This window comes from Xanthomonas sp. MUS 060 (assembly GCF_000963215.1).
Taxonomy (GTDB): domain Bacteria; phylum Pseudomonadota; class Gammaproteobacteria; order Xanthomonadales; family Xanthomonadaceae; genus Xanthomonas_A.
On sequence record NZ_JZIM01000001.1, the window covers coordinates 349,947 to 370,771 of the forward strand.

Genomic DNA, 20,825 nt, shown 5'->3' on the forward strand with positions numbered 1-20,825 from the left:
CAGGCGCAAAGCGACCGCAGGCGCGATGCGCATGCGGCAGTGTAGGTCGGTGGCGGGAGCATGGCGCAGACGCACTTCATACCTGTGCTGTCGCTCCTGTTTCCACTTTGTCGTACAGCAAGTCCCATACGCCATGGCCCAGGGTCTGGCCACGGGTCTCGAAGTGGGTCTGCGGACGCCAGTGCGGACGCGGCACGTGGCCACGCGGCCCGGCGCGGTTGCTCAGGCCTGGAGTGGCGTCGAGCACGTCCCACATCTGCTCGGCATAGTCGGCCCAGTCGGTGGCGCAGTGCAGCCGGCCGCCGTCGCGCAGCTTGCGCACCAGCAATGCGGCAAATGCCGGTTGCAGCAAGCGTCGTTTGTTGTGGCGCTTTTTATGCCATGGGTCCGGGAAATAGATGCGGATTTCGTCCAAAGCCGCGTCGTCGATTTCGTGTTGCAGCACTTCCACGGCGTCGTGGTGGTACAGGCGCACGTGCGCGGCGTTGTCTTCGTCCAGGGCATTCAGCAGGCGGCCCACACCCGGTGCATGTACCTCGATGCCGATGTAGTCGCGGGCCGGATCGTTGCGGACGGCATGCCGCAGGGCGGTGCCGTTGCCGAAACCGATCTCCAGCACCTTGGGGGCATTGCGTCCGAACAGCGCCTGTAGATCGCGCGGCCGACCCTGGTAGTCCAGGCCGAAGCGCGGCCACAGCGCATCGAAGGCGCGCTGCTGGGCCGGGGTGAAGCGGCCTTGACGCAAGACGAAACTACGCACTTGGCGGCGGCCTTCCTCGACCGTGAACGGCTTGGGTGGTGTCTTGGCCCCGGCGCTGGAAAACGGGTCGGTCATGGGCGCGCTTTCATCCGATCAGCCCATCAACTGGCGAGGACGCGCTGGCGTAACGCTTGCGCGGGATACGCCCGGCCAGGAACGCTTCGCGTCCGGCTTCCACGGCCTTGCGCATCGCGCTGGCCATCAGCACCGGGTTGCGCGCCCCGGCGATGGCGGTGTTCATCAGCACGCCGTCGCAACCCAACTCCATCGCGATCGCCGCGTCTGATGCGGTGCCGACGCCGGCATCAACGATGATCGGCACCTTGGCGTTGTCGATGATTTCCAGCAGGTTGTAGCGATTCTGGATGCCCAGCCCGGAGCCGATCGGTGCGGCCAGCGGCATCACCGCCACGCAGCCGATTTCTTCCAGGCGCTTGGCCAGAATCGGATCGTCGCTGGTATAGACCATCACCTCGAAACCTTCGGCGACCAGGATCTCGGCGGCCTTCAGGGTCTGCACCACGTCCGGGAACAGGGTGCGCTGGTCGCCCAACACTTCCAGCTTGGTCAGGTTGTGCCCGTCGAGCAACTCGCGCGCCAGGCGGCAGGTGCGTACCGCGTCTTCGGCGGTGTAGCAGCCAGCGGTGTTGGGCAGGATGGTGTAGCGCTCCGGCGGCAGCACGTCGAGCAGATTTGGCTCGCCCGGACTCTGGCCGATATTGCTGCGGCGGATCGCGACGGTGACGATCTGCGCGGCGGCGGCCTCCGTCGCCAGGCGGGTGTGTTCGAGATCGGCGAATTTGCCGGTGCCGGTGAGCAGGCGCGAACGATAGGGTTTGCCGGCGATGACCAGCGCATCAAGTGGGGCGTGAGGGTTCATCGGCGGATTATCGCCCATCGCACCCGCGCTGCCGAGTTCGCGCTGCGTCGTGGGCCATCGCGATTCAGCCGCCGCCCAGCGCGTGCACGATCTCGACCCGATCACCATCGTGTAGTACGTGGTCGCCGTGTGCGCCTCGCGGCACGATCGTGCCATTGACTTCGACCGCGACCCGACGTTGTGCGAGATTTTCCTCGGACAACAGTGTGGTGACGGTGCTGCCGGGGGACAGCGTGCGCTGTCTGCCATTCAATTCGATATACATGTTAAGGTTTCGTAGCGTGCGCTTCGGTGCGCGATTTGCGTTACGCACAGGCGCGAGGTGAGTGTCTGGATGGGGTTGAGAGCGCACCATCTTGCCATGCGGCTTCAATTTTTTTCTTCGCTCATTCACTCGCACTACAAATAATTTAAATGTTCTTGCCCGGGAGGGCATTCATGACTTCTATCCGTCTGTTCCGTTCGTCGCTTGCCGTCGCAATCGTGCTTGCTGCCACGCCCGCATTCGCCCAATCCACCTACAGCCGCACGGTGTTCTTCGGCGATAGCCTGACTGACGCCGGCTATTACCGTCCATTGCTGCCGGCCTCGGCGCAAGCGGTGACCGGACAGTTCACCACCAATCCGGACTGGGTCTGGGCGCAGTACATCGCACGTCACTACGGCACCAATGCCGTGGCCAATGGCAATGGCCAGATCGGCGACGATTACGCTGCCGGCAACGCCCGCGTTGGCGTGGACAATCCTGGTCCGCTGGGCGTGGCGCCGTCGCTGGCGACGCAGACCCGCAACTATCTGGCTGCCAACGGCGGCAAGGCCGACCGGCACGCCCTGTATGGGGTGTGGGGTGGTGCCAATGACTTGTTCGCCATCGGCGCGCAGGGGGCTTCGGTGGCCTCCACCATCGCCAATGCGGTGACGGCCGAAGTGGGCATCGTCGCCAGCCTGAAGAGCGCGGGTGCGCGTTACGTGATGGTCACCGATGTTCCCGATCTCGGCATGACCCCGAGCGCCCGCGCCGCTGGCGCGAATGCAATGGCACAGGGCACGGCGCTGTCCAGCGCTTATAACACCGCCTTGTTCGCCGGGCTGAAGAGCGCCGGACTGCGGGTGATTCCGGTGGACGCCTTCCATCTGCTGCAGGAAGTGGTCGCCAACCCGGCCATGTACGGTTTTACCAATGTCACTGGGACCGCCTGTCAGCCGCAGATCACCGCGCAATCGTTGATCTGCAACCCGACCACCTACGTCAGCCCCACTGCCCCGGAGACGTATGTGTTCGCCGATGGCGTGCATCCCACTGGCTACACCCATGAACTGCTGTCGCAGTACACGCTGTCGATTCTCGAAGGTCCGCGTCTGCAACAGGTGCTGACGCGTTCGGCGCAGATGGTCGGTCGCGCGCGTGCGGACCAGGTTGCCTGGCATGTGGACGGCCGTCCGGAGGCCGATGGCATGCGTTGGTGGGGCAACCTGCGCGGCGACATGCAGCGTTATCAGCACGGCGACCTGTACGACGGCATGGCGCCGGCGGGTCTGTTCGGTCTGGATTGGTCGCGTGGTGAGTGGGTGTTCGGCGGCTTCGGTGGTTTCGGTCGAGTCGATGCCGATTTTGGCAACAGCAGCGGTAAATACACGCAGAACGACTCCACGCTGGGCGGCTTTGCCGGCTGGTACGGCGAGCAAGCGTGGGTCAACGCTCAGATCAGCTACAGCTGGCTGCGCTACGACGTGACCCGCAAGGTCAACCTCGGCCCGGCCAGCATCGCGCACAAGGGGTCGCCGGATGGCAGTAACCTGACGGCGGCCCTGCAGGGTGGCTACGAGTTCGGCTTAGGCCCTTTCAAGACTGGCCCGGTGGCTGCGGCGATCTGGCAGAAGGTCAAGCGCGACGGCTACACCGAGAGCAACCTGGATTCCAGCGCGCTGGGCTATAACAACCAGAGCGTCGAGTCGATGGTCGGCCGTATTGGTTGGAAGGCCAGTCTCGATGTCGGCATGGTCAAGCCGTACCTGCAGGCTACCTACGATCACGAGTTCAAGAAGAATCATGAAGCCACCGCTTGGTTGCAGACCATGTCGGATATCGGCAGCTTTGCGGTGCCGGGCATCAACTTCGACCGCAACTATGGTTCGGTGGTACTGGGCGCGCGGTTCAAGCTATTGGGTCTGGACAGCAATGTCGGCATCGACACCACCACGGCGCAGTCGCGTGCGCACGACACGTCGGTGTTCTTGAACCTCGGCGGCGGCTTCTGATTGGTCGCCATATCGCCTGTCGTGTCCGTTGTTGTGTTGTGTTGGACGCGATAGGTGATGCAACGCCGTGCGTCGGCTAGACGCACGGTGGCAGCAAGGGCTCTGGTTGCGTCACTTCCATGGGAGATGGCGTGGCTGGAGCCTGTTTATTTTGGGATGTGTCCAGGTCGTCTCGATGTTGTCGGTGATCTCTGGAATGCCTGCGCATCACGCCGTTTTGTTGCGCAAAGGCTGGCTCAACGCATAGACTGCGCAAGTAATGCGGGCGTAGCTCAATGGTAGAGCTGTAGCTTCCCAAGCTACTGACGTGGGTTCGATTCCCATCGCCCGCTCCATGTACTGCAAGCGTTTCGGATAATTTTGGCGCTCCGCAATATTCGAACCGCTCCGCAATCATCGAGTCGGCGTGGTCTTTGCGCCCTTGCGCTTGCGCACATATATCTCAGTTGTCGTGACCGACTTATGCCCCAACTGGGCCTGAGCCTGGCGAATGTCGCCTGCCGAATCGGCCTTGTCAGTGCCGGCCTTCGCGTGTAGGTCACGGAACTGAAAATCCACCTTCGCAACGCCTGCGGCTTCGCGCGCCTTGTCGAACCGATAACGCAAGGCTGCCCGTCCGATCGGCATGCCATCAGTATCAACAATCAGCCTGGTACTGCGGAGGTTGCACGAAGACAGTCGGGGCACACTGGGGGCTGGCCGCATGCACGAAGACCTGATTGAGGAAGGCGAGACTGCAAGCCTCAACCGGGTGGCACGCCTGATGGCAGTCCAGGGCCTGCAAGGCTGGCCGCGGCGCAAGCGTCGCGGACCACGAGGCGCCCGGGCAATGACACCTGTGGGGGTAAACAATCTGTTGGAGCGGGACTTTGTTGCTGTGGAGCCGGAAACCAAATGGGTGACCGATATCACCCGGATCAAGGCCCAACAAGGCAAGCTGTTTCTATGCATCGTGCTGGATCTATTTGACCAGCGCGTGGTGGGGTGGTCGATGCACGATCGCCAGGAACGTCAGATGGTGATCCGCGGCGTACGGATGGCGACCTGGCAACGGCAAGGTCACCATTCCGTGATCCTGCATTTTGATCGCGGCAGCCAGTTCCGCAGCGATGACGATCAGCACTATTTGTCGGGCAACAGCCTGATCTGCTCTATGAGCGCAGTAGGCCATTGCGGTGACAACGCTGCGTGCGAAGGTTTCTTCGGGCTGCCAAGCGTGAGCGAATCTATCGAACCAGCTACGCCACACTGGATGCCGCACGCACAGATGTGTTTGACTCCATCGAGCGACGCCATCATCCAAGGATGCGGCGAAGGGTCGCCAGGCAAGATCAGAAAGTTGCAGCTCTTTTACAACCGTCCGTGATATCGAGGTAGAACCCGTCGGTGCCTTGCTTGCTGACCGAGCCTACGACGCCGGCGGACGTGTCATCGAGCCGATGCAGCGACAGGGGACGCAGATCGTCATCGCCTGCCATCCAAGGCGCAACGTGCGGCGCGACTACGACCGGGTGCTGTACAAAGATCGACATCTGATCGAGAACTTCTTTGCCAAACTCAAACAGTACCGGGCCATTGCCACCCGATACGACAAGACGGCCTGCAACTTCCTCGGCGCCATCGACCGGGTGGGTCGCTTCAGTTATTTTACTTAATTGATGACTTGGCCTAGCTGTTGAAGATCTGCACCGGCGTGGCGAAGCCGTCCAGATGATGGGTGCCGGTGGCGATATCGCTGCGATACATGCCAGGCGTCTGCACGATGCAACGCTTGCCCACGCGCACGCCTGTGGCGATGGTGACCTGCCGTCCCAGGGTTGCTTGGCTGTCGATGCTGGCCTCGGCACCGACGAATGCGCCAGCGTCGATCCATACGCCGTTACCGACGTTGACGCCATGTTCCAGCACTGCCGCCGTGCCGATCCAGCTATTGAAGCCAATGTCACAGTGTGGGCCGACGATCGCGCCGACGCCGATCATGCCGTTTTCGCCGATCCTTGCACTGGCGGCCACATACGCGCCAGGGCAGATCAGCGGTGGCATTTTGAAGCTGCGCGCCTTGAGTTCGCCCATCAGTTCTTGGCGGCGGAGATTGAGGAACTGCGCGTCCCAGGCGACGAAGGCAGTGGCACCGTTGCCAGGCACGGCGCGCAGGGCGTCCAGGTCGAAGCGGTAGTCCTTGCCTTGCGCGATATCCACCGGGCGCAGCACGGTGTCCGGTGCCGCCTCGGCCCATGCCGCCAGTGCCCAGCGCAGCAGCGCACCGCTGCCGAGCACGTATTTTTCGCTTCAGTTATTTTACTTAATTGATGACTTGGCCTAGCTGTTGAAGATCTGCACCGGCGTGGCGAAGCCGTCCAGATGATGGGTGCCGGTGGCGATATCGCTGCGATACATGCCAGGCGTCTGCACGATGCAACGCTTGCCCACGCGCACGCCTGTGGCGATGGTGACCTGCCGTCCCAGGGTTGCTTGGCTGTCGATGCTGGCCTCGGCACCGACGAATGCGCCAGCGTCGATCCATACGCCGTTACCGACGTTGACGCCATGTTCCAGCACTGCCGCCGTGCCGATCCAGCTATTGAAGCCAATGTCACAGTGTGGGCCGACGATCGCGCCGACGCCGATCATGCCGTTTTCGCCGATCCTTGCACTGGCGGCCACATACGCGCCAGGGCAGATCAGCGGTGGCATTTTGAAGCTGCGCGCCTTGAGTTCGCCCATCAGTTCTTGGCGGCGGAGATTGAGGAACTGCGCGTCCCAGGCGACGAAGGCAGTGGCACCGTTGCCAGGCACGGCGCGCAGGGCGTCCAGGTCGAAGCGGTAGTCCTTGCCTTGCGCGATATCCACCGGGCGCAGCACGGTGTCCGGTGCCGCCTCGGCCCATGCCGCCAGTGCCCAGCGCAGCAGCGCACCGCTGCCGAGCACGTATTTTTCACAGGACATGCCGCCCCTCCATGACATCCATGTACCAACGTTCGACCTGCATGTTGAGGTGATCGTAGTCGCCCAGCACGGCGCGTGGCGTGTCTGCGCGCAGTCCCGATTGCACCTGTTCCATCACCTCGATGTCCTCGCGCAATACTTTCTCGGCGCCTTGCAGATGTCCCAGCAGCACTGCGTCGGAACCGGAGTAGCGACATTTCTTGCGTGCGGTGACGTAGTAAACGATCAGGTCGGTGCGTTGCGCGGAGACCGGCTGGTGGTGCTCGATGATGAAAGAGTAACCACCGGATCCCGATGCGATATGCAGGTTCGGATACAACAGCCAGTTCAGATACCAGTCGTCGTTGCCGAAGCGTTCGACGTTGTCGTGCCAGGCGTAGTGCGGCAGGGCGAGCAGCGGTTCGTTGAGGCCGCCGCCGCTGAACCCGCGCAAGCGCGCCAGGTGCTGTTCCGGCGAGGCGCTGCCTTCGGCATGATAGCGGCGCGCCTGGGCGATGTCGGTCGCGTCCATCTGCACCTGGAACTTCACCTGTTGCGCCAGCGTGCGTGCGTGGACGAAGCGCGGATGCAGCGCATCGCGCAGGTTCTCGTAAGCGAGTTTCCAGTTGCAATGCGTTTGGATGGTCGCGACGAGGACTTCGTCGTCGAACTGTTGCGATGCGGCCCGCAGCATGTCCAGGGCCGGCAGCGAGAATTGCGCCTCCAGCGGCAGCGGCGTGGCCGATACGTTCACGAACACCAGGTTGCCGATGCAGGCCAGAGCGAAGCGGCGCAGCCGCAGGCAGGCGCGTGTGTCCGGCGGTAGCCGATAGGCTTCGTCCTGGAAGGGAATGTGCTCCACGCCGCCATCGGCGCCATAGCGCCAGCCGTGATAGCCGCAGATCAGCGGTCGCACGCCCTGGGCTTGTTCCTGCAGGGGGTTTTGCCGATGCAGGCACACGTTGTCGAACGCTCGCAGTTCGCCATCGATGTTCTGCACGACGACATCCACCCCGCACAGCGTGCGCCGGACGAAGGCGTTGGGCTTGTTCAGCAGCATGCGTGGGGCAACGAACTGCCACAGCGGGGTCATCAGGCGTTCGCGTTCGCGGGCGAACCAGGCTTCGTCGATGTAGGCCGCCGCCGGCATCAGTGAGTACATGCACGGCTCCGGCGCGTCGGTTGCGCGATTGCTGGTGCGCGTAAGCGACGGGGCACATGCCGGGACGAGCGGATGCTGCGCGCGTGGCGATGCCCGGCAGTGCGGTGTGTCATGGCGGCGTTCCTCAGGTCGGTACAGAAGATAGCATTCCGTTGGCGTGCATCGGCGCTCGTGAACCCCCGCCGGCAGTGCGCCGCGCCGGGACGTAGAATGGCGCCCCTTCTTCGTGCAGGCACCGTTGTCTATGGTCACTCTGGGAACCCCGTTGTCCGTCTCCGCGACCCGCGTGCTGTTGCTCGGTTCGGGCGAACTGGGCAAGGAAGTGGCGATCGAACTGCAGCGTTTCGGGGTGGAGGTGATTGCGGTGGACCGCTACGCCGATGCGCCGGCGATGCAGGTCGCGCACCGCAGCCATGTGATCGACATGCTCGATCCGATGGCGTTGCAAGATCTGATTGCGCGCGAGCGTCCGCACCTGATCGTGCCGGAGATCGAGGCGATCCACACCGAGACGCTGGTGGCGCTGGAGCGCGACCACGGCCAGCGGGTGATCCCCACGGCACGCGCGGCGCGACTGACGATGGACCGCGAAGGCATCCGTCGCCTGGCCGCCGAAACCCTGCATTTGCCGACCTCGCCGTACCGCTTCGTCGATACGCCCGACCAGTACCGTGCGGCGATTGCCACGGTGGGCTTGCCATGTGTGGTCAAGCCGGTGATGTCGTCCTCGGGCAAGGGCCAGAGCACGCTGCGCAGCGAGGCCGACATCGAGGCCGCGTGGGAGTACGCGCAGACCGGCGGTCGTGCCGGCGCCGGTCGCTGCATCGTGGAGGGATTCATTGATTTCGACTATGAAATCACCCTGTTGACCGTGCGTCACGTCGGTGGCACCGCGTTTTGCGATCCGATCGGGCATTGGCAGCAGGATGGCGATTACCGCGAGAGCTGGCAGCCGCAGCCGATGTCGGCGTTGGCCCTGCAGCGCGCGCAGGAGATCGCGCACGCGGTCACCGATGCGCTTGGCGGCTGGGGCCTGTTCGGCGTGGAGTTGTTCGTCAAGGGCGACCAGGTCTGGTTCAGCGAGGTGTCGCCACGTCCGCACGATACTGGTCTGGTCACGCTGATTTCGCAGGAACTGAGCGAATTCGCGCTGCATGCGCGTGCGATTCTCGGCTTGCCCATTCCGACGATCCGTCAGCATGGGCCGTCGGCTTCGTGCGCGCTGCTGGCGCACGGCGAAGGCGTGCCCTCGTTCGGCAATGTCGACGCGGCGTTGCAGGCTCCAGACACCGCGTTGCGCCTGTTCGGCAAGCCGAGCGTGCACGGCCATCGTCGCGTGGGCGTGACCCTGGCGCGTGGTGCAGATATCGCGCAGGCGCGGCAGATCGCCCGCGATGCGGCGGCGGCGTTGCACATCCACTTGCACGCTTGAGCCGCGTCCGCGCGGCGCGTCGGCGTGACGTTGGCCCTGGCGCCTGGATCAGGCGCCTGGATCAGGCGCAGGGCGAGGAGCGGCCGGTTAACGCGGGCAGGATCGTGTTGTGCGCTCGCTTATGGCGCCGCAGCCACATCGACCCAGACCAGATGGTGGTCGCTGCCGTCGGCGATTGCCGCAGTCGGTTGATCGGATGTCGGCCAGAACACGCCGCTGTCCAGGTAGTGCAGATTCCGCGATGGCAGCACGTAATCCAGGTGCAGGGTGCCGGCCTTCGGCCCGAAATCCCCGGTGACCTGTTGCGGCGGGCCGCGATGGGCGATGCCGTTGGCGGCGTAGGCGCGCGTGGTTTGCTCGCCGCCGGCACTGTGCGGGGGCGGATACTGCAGCACGCGCGGATGCGCGATCAGGGCGGCGATGGCATCGTGGCGACCGTCGCCGTCGATCGGATCGTTGTTGAGGTCACCCAGGATCACGAAGCGTGCGTCGGCGGCCAGTCCGCCGCAACGGCCGGCGTCGTCGCATAGCCAGTTCGCCTTGCCGGTGCCGGCATCGTCGAGATATTCGCGCCACATCCGCAATTCGTCGTGGTTGCGTGCGGCATTACGCTTCTCCGCGCCATCGAACACCGGTGGGGTGGGGTGCGCCACCAGCGCATGGATCACCCCCAGCGGCGTGCGGACCGGGACGTCCCAGTGCGATTTGGACGACAGCCGCAGTTGCGCCCAGACGTCGTCGCGGTGGAAGAAGTGGCCGCTGGCCGGATCGACCGGGCGCAGTGCACCGGGCATCGCGCTCCACTTCAATAATCGGAAGCTGCGTACCGCCGCGGTGTCGATCGGATACTTGGACAGCAGCAACATGCCGTATTGGCCCGGATGCAGGCCGTAGCCCCAGGCATCGTTGCCGCGTGCGCGGCCTTCGCCGCCGACATGGCCGTCGTGATCCAGGTCCAGGCCGCTGGGCACGCCGGTGTTCACTGGCGCGAGGTAGCGATAGGGGTAGTGCAAGGCGGCACCGCCGTGCGGCTGGGGGACGGCCAGATAGCGTTGCTCGAACAGGTCGGCGGCACGGTGCGCATCGTCGTAGTCGAATTCGTTGAGCAGCACCAGATCCGGGCGCACCTGTTGCAGCACCGCGGCGATCTTGCGCGCCTGCGCGCTTTCGCCTTGCAGTGCGGCGATCAGGCCGCCGGAGACGTCGGAATTGAGCGAGGTGTTGTAGGTGGCCAGGCGCAGATGCGCGGAGGCGGGCGCGGCAGGGTCGGTCATCGTAGTGGATGTGGTGCGCGCGCAGGCGCCGCACAGCAGGATCAGGGTAATCAGGAAGAGGCGTGGCGTCATCCAGGCAGTGTCGCATGCGTTGTATGTCCGCACGATGGCGCGCGGCTAATTCCGCAGATGCTGCACGAACTCGTCGAAGTCACGCCAATGACGGCCGTCGTAGGCCTGCAGCGGGCGGAAGCGGCGTTTGTAGTCCATTTTTCGATGGCCACGGATCCAGTAGCCCAGATACAGATAGCGCAGCCCCGCGCGTTTGGCCCAGGCGATCTGTTGCAGGATCGCCAGCGTGCCCAGGCTGCGTTCGGCCGCATCGGGCGCGTAGAAGGTGTACACCGCCGATAAGGCTTGCGTTGTGATGTCGGTGACCGCCACCGCCAGCAGTGGCCCGTGGCCGCCATCCACCGTGCGTTGCCGCAGTTCCAGGAAGCGCCCCTGCGACCAGCGACCGATCAGGAATTGGTCGAACTCGTGCGCGCTGTGGTTGTCCATCCCTCCGCCGGGGTGGCGCGCACGCAGGTAGCGCTGGTACAGCGCCAAGTGTTCTTCGGTGCGTTCGGCGGCGACCAGGCGCATGTCCAGGTCGGCGTTGCGTGCAAGGCAGCGACGTTGGCTGCGATCGGGAACGAAATCCTCGATGGAGACACGCACCGCCACGCAGGCGCGACAGTGTTCGCAATGCGGGCGGTAGACCAGATCGCCCGAGCGGCGAAAGCCCCAACTCAGCGCGAGTGGATACAGTGCGTCCAGACGTCGGTCGTCAGGGTCCAGCACGAGGTCGCGGGCCTGCCGCTCGGGCCAGTAGCCGCATGCGTGCTGGCCGGTCTGGAACAGTTGCAGATCGCCGCTGGCGTCGGAGTGGATGGCCATGCGTCGAGCATAGCGTTTCGCCAAGGCTGTCCATCGGATGAATGTGCACGGCTTCAGGTCAACCGTGATGGGAGCCGGGCGTTGTCTACGAGGACGGTGTCGTTGCGCCGGTTCGCATCGCGAGCCGACCACCCGCACCGACCACTGCCATCCTGGCAGATTCCTCATCATCCTCAGGGAGTGTCCCATGCATTACCGTAATCCGTTGCTTGCCCTGGCTGTGCTCGTCGCGCTCTCCGGTGCCGCGTCTGCCGCCAACCCGCCGTCGGCCGAAGCTGGCGGTTTCGCCCGGCTCGATACGAACGGCGACGGCGTCATCGACCGCAACGAGGCTGCGGCCAATCCGCGTCTGGCCGCGCATTTCGATGCGCTGGACAAGAACCACGATGGCAGGCTCAGCCCCGACGAGTGGCCACGGCACGGCCACCACGACCGCCTGCAGGCGCTGCTGACCAAGCTGGATACCAACCAGGATGGACGGATCAGTCGTGCCGAGGCGCAGGCCGATCCCGCGTTCGCCGCGCGTTTCGACAAGATGGACGTCAACAAGGATGGCTTCGTCGACCGTGCCGATTTCGAACTGCGCGCCGAGCAGCATCGCGATGCCTGGTTCACCGCCGCCGATACCAACAGGGATGGGATGCTTAGCCGTGCCGAGTTCGATGCGGCACACGCCAGGCATGGGGCGCAACGCGCGGATGCGTCGATGCCGGCGAGTGCCACGCGCTGATGCCTGTTCGGCGTGATTCTTGGTTCATCGCGACAAGCTGACGATCGATAATGCCCCCGCGTCCTGACGGCGCGGGGGCGCTTGCGTTTGCGTTGGAGCACGCGTGGCGATGGCGCGCTGCGCAGCCGCAAGATGCGCTGATGCGCGCATGCCAGGCCGCGTTGGACGATCAGTTGCCGCGTGGCACTGGCTGCAGGCGCACGCGAACGGTGTCGTTGTCGGGGGCGTGTTGCGCGGGCGCGGCGGTGGAGACTGGCGACGAGGGAGTGCGGTGATGCAGGGCGGTCACCAGCGCCACGGCGCCGATCGCCGCCAGCAGCACCAGACGGATGCGCCAGGCCCAACGCTTGCGGTTGTCCGGAGCGGCCTGCGATTGAAACTGGCTCAGATAAGGGCGGTTCTGCTCGGTATCGCGACGGGTGCTATCGAGCAAGCCCGCCGCGCGCAGGAGTTCGCGGGCATGTGGTTGGTCGTTGGCATGCACCACCCACACCGTGGGTTGCGCCTGCGCGGCGATGGGGTCGAGGTAGCTGAACTGGCCGCTGCGGCGACTGCGGTAGGAGCGGCCGTTGCTCAAGCGGACCTCGATGCCCGCTTCGCGTAGCAGCGCGGCCACGCCTTCGGCGGTTTCCACGCGTTGGCTGCTGAAAATCTGTCGCATCGTCGCTGCCTCAGCGCTTGGTCGTCGGCACTTGTGCCGCAGCGTCGGTGTCCGATACCACGCGAATCAGGCCCTCTTGCGCGGTGCTGGCGACCAGGGTGCCGTCGCGAGTGAAGAACTGCCCGCGTGCCAGACCTCGCGCGGACTGCGCGCTGGGACTGTCCAACGCATACAGCAGCCAGTCGTCGGCGCGAAACGGTCGGTGGAACCACAACGCGTGATCCAGCGAGGCCATCTGCACGTTCGGCGTGTAGTAGCTGATGCCATGCGGGAAGGTGGCGGTGCCGAGTAGGTGGAAATCGGAGGCGTAGGCGAGCAGCACCTGATGCAGTTCCGGCGCGTCGTCGACTGGTTCGCTCAGGCGCAGCCACATCTGCTGGAACGGTGGGCGCTTGGGTGGATTCAGTTCGTCGCGCGGGTACACGTGGCGGAACTCGAACGGACCACCGCGCGCGAGCCAGCGTTGCACCTTGATCGGGAGGGTCGCCAGCACTTCGGGCTGCGCGGCAGGGGTGGGTTCGATGTCCTCCGGCTGTGGTACTTCCGGCATTTTCAACTGATGGGTGGCGCTGTCTTCGTGTTCCTGGAACGAGGCCGCGCAGAAGAAGACCACCTTGCCGTGCTGGATCGCGGTGATCCGGCGCACCGAGAAGCTGCCGCCATCGCGGGTGCGGTCCACGTCGTAGACGATCGGGTGCTCGATATCGCCGGCGCGCAGGAAATAGGCATGCAGCGAGTGCGCGCGGCGACCGTTTTCCACCGTGGCCTGCGCTGCCGCCAGTGCCTGACCGAGAACCTGTCCGCCGAACACATATTTGGTGCCGATGTCGCGGCTTTGGCCGCGGAACAGGTTGTCCTCCAGCCGCTCCAGCGACAACAGGTCGATCAATTCGGAGACGACAGGGGTGGGCTTGGTGGACAAGAAGCCGGGCCTGGATAAGTGGATGTTCGCAATTATACCGGGTGGCCCGCATGTGCCTGCGTGGCCGTCGTTCAGCGTTTGCCGCGCCCGTGTCAACCGCCTGAGCCGTGGCCAAGCGCGGTGGGCGTATGATGGCCGCATGAAGTGCATAGCATTCGCATACTTGGGTTGGCTGACGGTCGGGCTGGTCGGTTTGTCCCTGGGCGCGCCGGGGACACTGGTCGCCGCGCCAGCGGATAAGTCGGCGGCCTGTGTGCCGCAGTGGCACGATGGCTGGGTGCGTTTGCCACCGAATACCGCGATGCCGATGGCGGCGGGCTTCGGTCGTTTGCACAACCCCTGTGCACAGACGCTGACAGTGGTGTCCGCGCGCAGTCCCGCCTTCGCCGAGGTCAGTTTGCACGAGACTACGTTGCGCGATGGGGTCAGCAGGATGCGCGAGGTCGATGCGCTACCGCTGGCGGCCGGTGCCGATGCGTTGCTGCAACCTGGCGGCCTCCACCTGATGTTGATGCAGCCGACCCAGCCGCTGCGCGAGGGCGTGCGGTTGCCGGTGACGTTCGTCCTGAAAGATGGTCGCCAGGTACAGGCCCAATTGCAGGTGCGTGCGGGCAAGCCGTAGTGTTTGCCGACTGCGGATTTGCCGCGGGTGCGGCGTATACCTGTGCTGTAAGCAACGCCGTCGCCGCGAGGTTGCAGTGGTCGGGCGTGGCGGTTACAGCCGATTCCATGCCAAGGCAGCGCCGCAGTGCAGCTTCGGGTCGATCACCTGAGTGTTCATCGAGGTGCTGGATGACGTTCGTTCTGCGAAGACAGTGCTGCTGTCGAACATGCAGCTTCTTCAACTGCACGCCGCGCGAATTTGTTCCGGTAGCAGCGCGCTTTTGCCCGTCTGCGTGTCGATCCACACCACGACCACGTTACCGTCCGAGTAAAGCACGCCCGCGTCCTGTTGATCGACGATGCGGTGACCGATGGTGATGCTGCTGCTGCCTAGGCGTTGGACGAACAACTCCACCACGATGTCGTTGGGCCACACGATCGGCAGGCGATAGTTCACGTTGGTTGCGGCCACGACCGGGGCAATGCGGCTGCGCATCGACACCCCTTCCACGCCCAGCATCCAGCGCACGCGCGCTTCTTCCAGGTAGGAGATGTACTTGGCGTTGTTGACGTGGCCCATGCTGTCCATGTCGCGCCAGCGCACGCTGATCGGCACGCGTGCCAGTAACGTGTGTGGGGCGGAAGCGGAAGGATTGCTCATGGTGATGCCTTCTTGGTCGTGGCGACCTTTTTGTTCGCTTGCTTGGCGGCTTTCTCTGGCTTGGTCTTGCGTGGCGGCAGCGCGTCGGGCTTGTTCGCCATTGCCGCCGGTTTGGTCGGCTTGGTGGCGCTGCCTTCGGGGAGCAGCTTGGCCAGGAACTGGCCGGTGTAGGAGTGCGGATGTGCGGCGATCTCTTCCGGTGTGCCGGTGGCCAGGATGGTGCCGCCGCGGTGGCCGCCTTCCGGACCCAGGTCCACCACCCAGTCGGCGGTCTTGATCACGTCCAGATTATGTTCGATCACCACCACGGTATTGCCCTCGTCGCGCAGTTTGTGCAGCACGCCCAGCAGCGCTTCGATGTCGTGGAAGTGCAAGCCGGTGGTGGGCTCGTCGAGGATGTACAGGGTGCGGCCGGTGTCGCGGCGCGACAACTCCTTGGACAGCTTCACGCGCTGCGCTTCGCCGCCTGACAATGTGGTCGCGCTCTGGCCGAGTTTGATATAGCTCAGGCCGACGTCGATCAAGGTCTCCAGCTTGCGTGCGATTGCCGGCACCGGCTCGAACAGCCTCAGCGCATCTTCGACGGTCATCTCCAGCACGTCGTTGATGTTGTAGCCCTTGTACAGGATCTCCAGCGTCTCGCGGTTGTAGCGCTTGCCGTGGCACACGTCGCACGGCACGTAGACGTCGGGCAGGAAGTGCATTTCCACCTTGATCAGGCCGTCGCCCTGGCACGCTTCGCAGCGGCCGCCGCGCACGTTGAAGCTGAAACGGCCCGGCGAATAACCGCGCGCGCGCGCTTCCGGCACCTGCGCGAACAGTTCGCGCAGCGGCGTGAACAGGCCGGTGTAGGTGGCCGGATTGGAGCGCGGGGTGCGTCCGATGGGCGATTGATCGATGTCCACGACCTTGTCGACCACGACCTTGTCGAACAGATCCAGGTGCTCGATCTCGCGGTACGGTGCCACCGTGTGCGATGCGCCATTGATCGCGTTTGCGGCCAGGGTGAACAGGGTGTCGTTGATCAGTGTCGACTTGCCGGAACCGGAGACGCCGGTGATGCAGGTCAGCAACCCCGCCGGAATATCCAGGTCGACGTTCTTGAGGTTGTTGCCGGTGGCCCCGCGCAAGCGCAGCGTCATCTTGGGATTGGGCTTGTGCCGATTGGCCGGGATCTCGATGCTGCGCTTGCCCGACAGGTATTGCCCGGTGAGCGAGCGTGGGGCTTTCAGCAAGTCCTGCACGCTGCCCTGGCCGACGATTTCGCCGCCGTGTACGCCGGCGCCGGGGCCGATGTCGAGCACGTAGTCGGCCAGGCGGATCGCGTCCTCGTCGTGCTCGACCACGATCACCGTGTTGCCCAGGTCGCGCAGGCGGGTGAGGGTGCCGAGCAGGCGTTCGTTGTCGCGCTGGTGCAGGCCGATCGATGGCTCGTCGAGGACGTACATCACTCCGACCAGGCCGGCGCCGATCTGGCTGGCCAGGCGGATACGCTGCGCCTCGCCACCGGAGAGCGTGTCGGCCTTGCGTTCCAGGGTGAGGTAATCCAGGCCGACATCGACCAGGAAGCCGAGCCGTTCGGCGATTTCCTTGACGATCTTGCTGGCGATTTCGCCGCGCCAGCCGGGCAGGTTGAGCTGGCGGAAGAATGCCAGTGCGTCGTCGATTGGCAGCACCACCAGATCCGGCAGCGGGCGGTCGGCGACGAAGACGTTGCGCGCGGCTCGGTTCAGGCGCGCGCCGTTGCAGTCCGGGCACGGCCGTTCGCTGATGTACTTGGCCAGTTCCTCGCGAACCGCTGGCGATTCAGTCTCGCGGTAGCGCCGTTCCAGGTTGGGGATGATGCCTTCGAATCGGTGCTTGCGTTGAGTGCGGCCGCCGGCATCGGTGAAGTAGGTGAAGGTGATCGTCTCTTCGCCGCTACCGTACAGCACCGCGTGGCGCACGTTGTCCGGCAGTGATTGCCAGGGCGCGTCGACGTTGAATTTGTAGTGTTTGGCGAGCGAGGCGATCAGTTGGAAGTAGTAAGCGTTGCGTCGGTCCCAGCCGCGCACCGCGCCGGCCGATAGCGACAGTTCCGGGTGCACGACCACGCGTTCGGGATCGAAGAACTCGGCCACGCCCAGGCCGTCGCAAGTCGGGCAGGCGCCCATCGGCGCATTGAACGAGAACAGGCGCGGCTCCAGTTCCGGCAACGCGTAGTCGCAGACCGGGCAGCTGAACTTGGAAGAGAACAACTGCGGCGCGGCGGCAGCATCGTCCAGCGACTGGACCGAGACCATGCCGTCGGCCAGCTTCAGCGCGGTTTCGAAGCTCTCGCTCAAGCGTTGTTTGATGTCCTCGCGTGGACGGAAGCGGTCGATCACCGCTTCGATGGTGTGTTTTTGCCGTAGCGCCAGCGCCGGCACCGCATCGATCTCGTACAGTTCGCCGTCCACGCGCACGCGCACGAAGCCCTGCGCACGCAGTTGCTCGAACACTTGCGCATGCTCGCCCTTACGCTCGCGGATCACCGGTGCCAGCAGCATGTAGCGTTGCTCCGGGTCCAGGGTCAGGACCTGGTCGACCATCTGGCTGACTGTCTGCGCCTCCAGCGGATAGTGATGGTCGGGGCAGCGTGGCTGGCCGACGCGGGCGTACAGCAGGCGCAGGTAGTCGTAGATCTCGGTGATGGTGCCGACCGTGGAGCGCGGGTTGTGCGAGGTCGATTTCTGCTCGATCGCGATGGCCGGTGACAGGCCCTCGATGTGGTCGATGTCGGGCTTTTCCATCACGCTGAGGAACTGCCGCGCATAGGCCGACAGCGATTCCACGTAGCGGCGCTGGCCCTCGGCATAGATGGTGTCGAACGCCAGCGAGGATTTGCCCGAGCCGGACAGGCCGGTGATGACGATCAGTTTGTCGCGTGGCAGGTCGAGGTCGAGGTTTTTGAGGTTGTGCGTCCGCGCGCCGCGGATACGGATGAAATCCATCGCCATGAAAAGATCCGATGTGGGTCGGCTGCGGCGGTGCCGATAGCCAAGGCAGTAGAGGGGACGTCAATCGGTCAGCCTACCAGCTTGTCAGGTGGGGGCAATTGCCTGCGCTCGTCGCAGCCGGGTTGGGTCGGTCCTGGGCGCGCGTCTGGTTTGCGCCGCGGCGGCCCCTGGCTTGACCCTGCGCTGTCTGGCGGCTTATAATCCCGCTCCTGTCTGTCCGTAGAGGCACGGCAGGGGCGACCACAATAACTACAGAGGAAGTCTGGTCATGTATGCAGTACTGGTAACTGGCGGTAAGCAATACCGCGTCGCGCAGGGCGAAACGCTGCGTGTGGAAAAACTCGAAGTCGAAGCCGGCAACGAGATCACGTTCGACAACATCCTGATGCTGGGCGGCAGCGATGGCGTGACCCTGGGTGATGCGCTGAAGGGCGCCACCGTCACTGCCAAGGTCGTGGCCCATGGCCGCGCCGACAAGGTGCGCATCATCAAGTTCCGTCGCCGCAAGCACCATATGAAGCGTCAGGGGCATCGGCAGCACTACACCGAAATCGAGATCACCGGCATCGCCGGTGGCAAGAAGTAAGGAGCAGCAGGCATGGCACACAAAAAAGGCGTAGGTTCCTCGCGCAACGGTCGCGACTCCAACCCGAAATACCTGGGCGTGAAAATGTTCGGCGGCCAGGCGATCGAGGCGGGCAACATCATCGTGCGTCAGCGCGGCACCCAGTTCCACCCGGGCGCTGGCGTCGGCCTGGGGCGCGACCACACGCTGTTCGCGCTGGTCGACGGCAAGGTCGAGTTCGCGGTCAAGGGCGCCAACAAGCGTCGCACCGTGAGCGTGGTTGCGCAGGCGTAAGCTGCGGTTTCCAAGGCTCGCGCCATGCGCGGGTCGGTTGATTGACGAAAGCCCCGCTTCGGCGGGGTTTTTCGTTGCAGAGTAGGGGTGAGGGCGCTGGGTCAACCCATGCGCTGTTTGTGCGTGGCGTCGCCGCAGTGTTGGTGGCGTGCGTTGTCTGCATCCCCCGCAGTGCAAGCCGCTGCCGCGATGAGTTGCCGCGAGCTCGCGTAGCCAGTTGCGTCGGTGCGCTGCAGCTTGGCGGTCGGGTTTATATCGGATCGCTTGATCGCGACGAGGCTGTTGCTTGCGCCCCGCGCTACACTTTTCCACTTTCACAGGTTGTCCCTCCATGAAACTCGTCGACGAAGCGGAAATCCAGGTCACCGCTGGTAATGGCGGCAATGGCTGCATCGGTTTTCGCCGCGAGAAATTCATCCCGCTCGGCGGACCGGACGGCGGCGACGGCGGCAACGGCGGCAGTATCTGGCTGATCGCCGATGAGAATCTCAATACGCTGGTGGATTTCCGCCATCAGCGCGCGTTCCGTGCGCAGCGTGGCGAGAATGGCATGGGGCGGCAGATGTACGGCAAGGCCGGCGAGGATCTGACCATCACCGTGCCGGTCGGAACCGTGGTGATCAACGTCGAGACCGACGAGGTCATCGGCGATTTGATCGCGCACGGCGACCGTTTGCTGGTCGCGCAGGGCGGTAAGGGCGGCCTGGGCAATATGCACTTCAAGAGTTCGGTGACGCGCGCCCCGCGCAAGGCCACACCGGGCGAGGAGGGCGAGCAGCGCACGCTCAAACTGGAACTCAAGCTGCTGGCCGACGTCGGTTTGCTCGGTTTTCCCAATGCCGGCAAGAGCACGTTCATCCGCGCCGTGTCGGCGGCCACGCCGAAGGTGGCCGACTACCCGTTCACCACGCTGTATCCGAATCTGGGCGTGGTCAGTGTCGAGGCCTATCGTAGTTTTGTGATCGCCGATATTCCCGGGTTGATCGAAGGTGCCGCCGACGGTGCTGGCCTGGGCGCGCAGTTTCTGCGCCATCTGCAGCGCACGCGTCTGCTGTTGCATCTGGTGGATCTGGCGCCTGCATTCGGTGTGCATGACGAAGGCGGTGTGGATGGGGTGTCGCCAGCCGAGCAGGTGCGGGCGATCGAGCGCGAACTGCAGAAGCACGATCCGGCGCTGCTCTCCAAGCCGCGTTGGCTGGTGTTGAACAAAGCCGATCTGATGTTCGAGGACGAGGCGCGCGCGCTGGCCGAGCAGGTGATCGCCGAACTTGGCTGGACCCAGCCGTGGTATCTGGTCTCTGCGCTAGGGCGCGAGGGCACCTGGCCGATCATGAAGGATGTGATGGCGTTCTTCGACCGGCAGCGCGAAGAAGCGCTGGAGGCGGCGGCCAATGCGCATTGAGTGCGGCGACCGTATCCCCGCGCAACCGCGTCGTAGCGCGTGTGTCGGGCAGACAAAAAACCCGGCGCAAGCCGGGCTTTTTCTTTTTCGTCGTGCTGGAAGCGCGGGTGCTTCCAGCATCGGCCGCGCGCGCTTAGGCGGCGGTCTTGATCGCCTTGATGCGGGCGCTCAGGCGGCTCTTGTGGCGGGCAGCCTTGTTCTTGTGGATCAGGCCACGCGAGCTGAACCGGTCGAGGATCGGCTGGGCGATGGCGAAAGCGGCTTCGGCGCCGGCGGCGTCGTTTGCGTCCAGGGCCTTGATGACCTTCTTGACGGCGGTGCGCAGCATCGAACGCTGAGCCGTGTTGCGCGCGTTGCGCACGACGGTCTGCTTGGCGCGCTTCTTGGCGGACTTGATATTGGCCACGGTGGCGGTTTCCTGGAAAGCAGTGTGGTGGA

The 20,825-nt window shown here is 64.4% G+C and carries 20 protein-coding genes, 1 tRNA gene and 3 pseudogenes; 10 read left to right on the plus strand and 14 right to left on the minus strand.

Annotation, left to right across the window (positions count from 1 at the left end; all coding sequences use genetic code 11):
• Positions 1–76 precede the first annotated feature (76 nt).
• The 3 genes from trmB to thiS form a co-directional block, all read right to left on the minus strand.
• Positions 77–835: a tRNA (guanosine(46)-N7)-methyltransferase TrmB gene (trmB, locus tag XANALMUS060_RS01625; RefSeq protein ID WP_045736854.1), complete on the minus strand. Its 759-nt coding sequence runs from the start codon at positions 833–835 to the stop codon at positions 77–79.
• 10 nt (positions 836–845) lie between these two features.
• Positions 846–1,640 (minus strand): thiazole synthase, encoded by a 795-nt coding sequence (locus XANALMUS060_RS01630; RefSeq protein WP_045736855.1) that lies wholly within the window; start codon positions 1,638–1,640, stop codon positions 846–848.
• Positions 1,641–1,704: 64 nt separating this feature from the next.
• Entirely contained in the window at positions 1,705–1,905 is a 201-nt protein-coding gene (gene thiS, locus XANALMUS060_RS01635; RefSeq protein WP_045736856.1) for a sulfur carrier protein ThiS, read from the minus strand.
• A gap of 173 nt (positions 1,906–2,078) precedes the next feature.
• Between thiS and XANALMUS060_RS01640 the strand changes: the two genes are divergently transcribed.
• Positions 2,079–3,899, plus strand: a complete 1,821-nt coding sequence (locus XANALMUS060_RS01640; RefSeq protein ID WP_045736857.1) for an autotransporter domain-containing esterase — start codon at positions 2,079–2,081, stop codon at positions 3,897–3,899.
• Positions 3,900–4,160: 261 nt separating this feature from the next.
• A tRNA-Gly gene (locus tag XANALMUS060_RS01645) sits at positions 4,161–4,234 on the plus strand.
• Positions 4,235–4,292: 58 nt separating this feature from the next.
• On the opposite strand, the pseudogene XANALMUS060_RS01650 reads toward XANALMUS060_RS01645, so the two are convergent.
• Positions 4,293–4,562, minus strand: a pseudogene (locus XANALMUS060_RS01650) (tyrosine-type recombinase/integrase); the annotation flags it as partial.
• On the opposite strand from XANALMUS060_RS01650, the pseudogene XANALMUS060_RS01655 reads away from it, so the two are divergent.
• Both XANALMUS060_RS01655 and XANALMUS060_RS22950 read left to right on the plus strand, forming a co-directional pair.
• Positions 4,555–5,276, plus strand: a pseudogene (locus XANALMUS060_RS01655) (IS3 family transposase); the annotation flags it as partial. The pseudogenes XANALMUS060_RS01650 and XANALMUS060_RS01655 overlap by 8 nt on opposite strands.
• Positions 5,277–5,281: 5 nt before the next feature.
• Positions 5,282–5,558, plus strand: a pseudogene (locus tag XANALMUS060_RS22950) (transposase); the annotation flags it as partial.
• Positions 5,559–5,567: 9 nt separating this feature from the next.
• On the opposite strand, the gene XANALMUS060_RS01665 reads toward XANALMUS060_RS22950, so the two are convergent.
• From XANALMUS060_RS01665 to XANALMUS060_RS01675, 3 genes are read right to left on the minus strand one after another with little or no spacing between them, the layout of a single operon-like run.
• The gene (locus XANALMUS060_RS01665) at positions 5,568–6,176 is read right to left on the minus strand and encodes a DapH/DapD/GlmU-related protein (RefSeq protein WP_045736860.1); all 609 of its coding nucleotides are present in this window, start codon (positions 6,174–6,176) and stop codon (positions 5,568–5,570) included.
• A gap of 42 nt (positions 6,177–6,218) precedes the next feature.
• Positions 6,219–6,845 carry a DapH/DapD/GlmU-related protein gene (locus tag XANALMUS060_RS01670; protein ID WP_045736861.1) on the minus strand — a complete coding sequence of 209 codons (627 nt, stop codon included), beginning with the start codon at positions 6,843–6,845 and terminating at the stop codon, positions 6,219–6,221.
• The gene (locus XANALMUS060_RS01675) at positions 6,835–7,986 is read right to left on the minus strand and encodes an aromatic ring-hydroxylating dioxygenase subunit alpha (protein WP_045736862.1); all 1,152 of its coding nucleotides are present in this window, start codon (positions 7,984–7,986) and stop codon (positions 6,835–6,837) included. The genes XANALMUS060_RS01670 and XANALMUS060_RS01675 overlap by 11 nt, the downstream gene beginning before the upstream one ends.
• Before the next feature lie 244 nt (positions 7,987–8,230).
• On the opposite strand from XANALMUS060_RS01675, the gene purT reads away from it, so the two are divergent.
• Positions 8,231–9,418 (plus strand): formate-dependent phosphoribosylglycinamide formyltransferase, encoded by a 1,188-nt coding sequence (purT, locus tag XANALMUS060_RS01680; protein WP_045736863.1) that lies wholly within the window; start codon positions 8,231–8,233, stop codon positions 9,416–9,418.
• 119 nt (positions 9,419–9,537) lie between these two features.
• Here the strand turns inward: purT and XANALMUS060_RS01685 are convergent, their stop codons facing one another.
• Positions 9,538–10,764, minus strand: a complete 1,227-nt coding sequence (locus tag XANALMUS060_RS01685) for an endonuclease/exonuclease/phosphatase family protein (protein ID WP_045736864.1) — start codon at positions 10,762–10,764, stop codon at positions 9,538–9,540.
• A 45-nt stretch (positions 10,765–10,809) separates the two neighbouring features.
• Entirely contained in the window at positions 10,810–11,571 is a 762-nt protein-coding gene (locus XANALMUS060_RS01690) for an arginyltransferase (RefSeq protein ID WP_045736865.1), read from the minus strand.
• Between the two features lie 187 nt (positions 11,572–11,758).
• On the opposite strand from XANALMUS060_RS01690, the gene XANALMUS060_RS01695 reads away from it, so the two are divergent.
• The gene (locus XANALMUS060_RS01695) at positions 11,759–12,301 is read left to right on the plus strand and encodes an EF-hand domain-containing protein (RefSeq protein ID WP_045736866.1); all 543 of its coding nucleotides are present in this window, start codon (positions 11,759–11,761) and stop codon (positions 12,299–12,301) included.
• A 169-nt stretch (positions 12,302–12,470) separates the two neighbouring features.
• Here XANALMUS060_RS01695 and XANALMUS060_RS01700 read toward each other — a convergent pair whose 3' ends face one another.
• Both XANALMUS060_RS01700 and tesB read right to left on the minus strand, forming a co-directional pair.
• Positions 12,471–12,962 carry a DUF2007 domain-containing protein gene (locus XANALMUS060_RS01700; protein WP_045736867.1) on the minus strand — a complete coding sequence of 164 codons (492 nt, stop codon included), beginning with the start codon at positions 12,960–12,962 and terminating at the stop codon, positions 12,471–12,473.
• 10 nt (positions 12,963–12,972) lie between these two features.
• Positions 12,973–13,884 carry an acyl-CoA thioesterase II gene (gene tesB, locus XANALMUS060_RS01705; RefSeq protein WP_045736868.1) on the minus strand — a complete coding sequence of 304 codons (912 nt, stop codon included), beginning with the start codon at positions 13,882–13,884 and terminating at the stop codon, positions 12,973–12,975.
• Positions 13,885–14,023: 139 nt separating this feature from the next.
• Between tesB and XANALMUS060_RS01710 the strand changes: the two genes are divergently transcribed.
• Positions 14,024–14,506, plus strand: coding sequence for a copper chaperone PCu(A)C (locus XANALMUS060_RS01710; RefSeq protein WP_045736869.1), 483 nt, complete (start codon positions 14,024–14,026; stop codon positions 14,504–14,506).
• Positions 14,507–14,725: 219 nt separating this feature from the next.
• Here the strand turns inward: XANALMUS060_RS01710 and XANALMUS060_RS01715 are convergent, their stop codons facing one another.
• Both XANALMUS060_RS01715 and uvrA read right to left on the minus strand, forming a co-directional pair.
• Positions 14,726–15,148: a thioesterase family protein gene (locus XANALMUS060_RS01715; RefSeq protein ID WP_045736870.1), complete on the minus strand. Its 423-nt coding sequence runs from the start codon at positions 15,146–15,148 to the stop codon at positions 14,726–14,728.
• Entirely contained in the window at positions 15,145–18,126 is a 2,982-nt protein-coding gene (uvrA, locus tag XANALMUS060_RS01720; protein WP_045736871.1) for an excinuclease ABC subunit UvrA, read from the minus strand. Before uvrA ends, XANALMUS060_RS01715 begins: the two co-directional genes overlap by 4 nt.
• A 268-nt stretch (positions 18,127–18,394) precedes the next feature.
• On the opposite strand from uvrA, the gene rplU reads away from it, so the two are divergent.
• The 3 genes from rplU to obgE all read left to right on the plus strand — a co-directional run bounded on the left by rplU (position 18,395) and on the right by obgE (position 20,387).
• On the plus strand, positions 18,395–18,712 hold the full coding sequence (gene rplU, locus XANALMUS060_RS01725) for a 50S ribosomal protein L21 (protein WP_012915444.1): 318 nt from the start codon (positions 18,395–18,397) through the stop codon (positions 18,710–18,712).
• A 12-nt stretch (positions 18,713–18,724) separates the two neighbouring features.
• Complete coding sequence (gene rpmA, locus XANALMUS060_RS01730; protein ID WP_045727114.1) at positions 18,725–18,985, plus strand: 50S ribosomal protein L27; 261 nt, start codon at positions 18,725–18,727, stop codon at positions 18,983–18,985.
• 331 nt (positions 18,986–19,316) lie between these two features.
• The gene (obgE, locus tag XANALMUS060_RS01735; RefSeq protein ID WP_045727115.1) at positions 19,317–20,387 is read left to right on the plus strand and encodes a GTPase ObgE; all 1,071 of its coding nucleotides are present in this window, start codon (positions 19,317–19,319) and stop codon (positions 20,385–20,387) included.
• Positions 20,388–20,520: 133 nt separating this feature from the next.
• On the opposite strand, the gene rpsT is transcribed toward obgE, so the two are convergent.
• On the minus strand, positions 20,521–20,793 hold the full coding sequence (gene rpsT, locus XANALMUS060_RS01740) for a 30S ribosomal protein S20 (RefSeq protein ID WP_010341167.1): 273 nt from the start codon (positions 20,791–20,793) through the stop codon (positions 20,521–20,523).
• Positions 20,794–20,825 lie beyond the last annotated feature (32 nt).

Excerpts from the sequence above, each read along its gene's own strand:
- trmB (WP_045736854.1), bottom strand. The coding sequence starts at position 835 with ATGACCGACCCGTTTTCCAGCGCCGGGGCCAAGACACCACCCAAGCCG.
- XANALMUS060_RS01630 (WP_045736855.1), bottom strand. The coding sequence starts at position 1,640 with ATGAACCCTCACGCCCCACTTGATGCGCTGGTCATCGCCGGCAAACCC.
- thiS (WP_045736856.1), bottom strand. The coding sequence starts at position 1,905 with ATGTATATCGAATTGAATGGCAGACAGCGCACGCTGTCCCCCGGCAGC.
- XANALMUS060_RS01640 (WP_045736857.1), top strand. The coding sequence starts at position 2,079 with ATGACTTCTATCCGTCTGTTCCGTTCGTCGCTTGCCGTCGCAATCGTG.
- XANALMUS060_RS01670 (WP_045736861.1), bottom strand. The coding sequence starts at position 6,845 with ATGTCCTGTGAAAAATACGTGCTCGGCAGCGGTGCGCTGCTGCGCTGG.
- XANALMUS060_RS01675 (WP_045736862.1), bottom strand. The coding sequence starts at position 7,986 with ATGTACTCACTGATGCCGGCGGCGGCCTACATCGACGAAGCCTGGTTC.
- purT (WP_045736863.1), top strand. The coding sequence starts at position 8,231 with ATGGTCACTCTGGGAACCCCGTTGTCCGTCTCCGCGACCCGCGTGCTG.
- XANALMUS060_RS01685 (WP_045736864.1), bottom strand. The coding sequence starts at position 10,764 with ATGACGCCACGCCTCTTCCTGATTACCCTGATCCTGCTGTGCGGCGCC.
- XANALMUS060_RS01690 (WP_045736865.1), bottom strand. The coding sequence starts at position 11,571 with ATGGCCATCCACTCCGACGCCAGCGGCGATCTGCAACTGTTCCAGACC.
- XANALMUS060_RS01695 (WP_045736866.1), top strand. The coding sequence starts at position 11,759 with ATGCATTACCGTAATCCGTTGCTTGCCCTGGCTGTGCTCGTCGCGCTC.
- XANALMUS060_RS01700 (WP_045736867.1), bottom strand. The coding sequence starts at position 12,962 with ATGCGACAGATTTTCAGCAGCCAACGCGTGGAAACCGCCGAAGGCGTG.
- XANALMUS060_RS01710 (WP_045736869.1), top strand. The coding sequence starts at position 14,024 with ATGAAGTGCATAGCATTCGCATACTTGGGTTGGCTGACGGTCGGGCTG.
- XANALMUS060_RS01715 (WP_045736870.1), bottom strand. The coding sequence starts at position 15,148 with ATGAGCAATCCTTCCGCTTCCGCCCCACACACGTTACTGGCACGCGTG.
- uvrA (WP_045736871.1), bottom strand. The coding sequence starts at position 18,126 with ATGGCGATGGATTTCATCCGTATCCGCGGCGCGCGGACGCACAACCTC.
- rplU (WP_012915444.1), top strand. The coding sequence starts at position 18,395 with ATGTATGCAGTACTGGTAACTGGCGGTAAGCAATACCGCGTCGCGCAG.
- rpmA (WP_045727114.1), top strand. The coding sequence starts at position 18,725 with ATGGCACACAAAAAAGGCGTAGGTTCCTCGCGCAACGGTCGCGACTCC.
- obgE (WP_045727115.1), top strand. The coding sequence starts at position 19,317 with ATGAAACTCGTCGACGAAGCGGAAATCCAGGTCACCGCTGGTAATGGC.